At 66.6% G+C, this 1,030-nt stretch carries 1 protein-coding gene; it reads left to right on the top strand.

The features are described 5' to 3' along the window. Window positions 1–414: 414 nt before the first annotated feature. Complete coding sequence (locus QZH66_RS16890; protein ID WP_305807012.1) at window positions 415–1,011, top strand: FAD-dependent oxidoreductase; 597 nt, start codon at window positions 415–417, stop codon at window positions 1,009–1,011. The last annotated feature ends 19 nt before the right edge of the window (window positions 1,012–1,030 follow it).

The raw sequence follows: 1,030 nt of genomic DNA on the forward strand, positions 1-1,030 counted from the left end.
CGCAGGACGGCCTGGGCAAGGACTCCAAGGTGACCAACTGGGCCAGGGAAACCATCGCGCCCGAGCAGTTGCAGCAAGAGTTCGACGCCGTGCTGCTCACGGGCGGTGCCGAGCAGTCGCGCGACCTGCCGGTGCCGGGGCGCGAGCTGGGCGGCATCCATTTCGCGATGGAATTCCTGCCGCAGCAGAACAAGGTCAACGCCGGCGACAAGATCAAGGGCCAGATCTTGGCCGCCGGCAAGCATGTCATCGTGATCGGCGGCGGCGACACCGGCAGCGACTGCGTGGGCACCAGCAACCGCCATGGCGCCCTGAGCGTGACGCAGTTCGAGGTCATGCCGCAGCCGCCCGCAGAAGAAAACCGGCCGCTCACCTGGCCCTACTGGCCGCNGCGACAAGATCAAGGGCCAGATCTTGGCCGCCGGCAAGCATGTCATCGTGATCGGCGGCGGCGACACCGGCAGCGACTGCGTGGGCACCAGCAACCGCCATGGCGCCCTGAGCGTGACGCAGTTCGAGGTCATGCCGCAGCCGCCCGCAGAAGAAAACCGGCCGCTCACCTGGCCCTACTGGCCGCTCAAGCTGCGCACCAGCTCCAGCCACGAAGAAGGCTGCGTGCGCGAGTTCGCCATTTCGACCAAGGAATTCACCGGCGAAAAGGGCAAGGTCAAGGGCTTGACCACGGTGCAGGTCGAGTTCAAGGACGGCAAACTGGTCGAAGTGCCCGGCACCGAAAAGCACCACCCGGCCGACCTGGTGCTGCTGGCCATGGGCTTTGTCAGCCCGGTGGCGGCCGTGCTCGACGCCTTTGGCGTGGACAAGGACGCCCGTGGCAATGCGCGCGCCAGCACCGATTTCGATGGCGGCTACGCCACCAGCGTGCCCAAGGTGTTTGCCGCCGGCGACATCCGCCGCGGGCAGTCGCTGGTCGTGTGGGCGATTCGCGAGGGGCGCCAGGCGGCACGCTCGGTGGATGAGTTCCTGATGGGTTACTCCGACCTGCCGCGCTGATTCCATTTCTAAATCCAAC

The organism is Stenotrophomonas sp. YIM B06876, assembly GCF_030711595.1.
In the GTDB taxonomy this organism is placed as follows: Bacteria; Pseudomonadota; Gammaproteobacteria; order Xanthomonadales; family Xanthomonadaceae; genus Stenotrophomonas.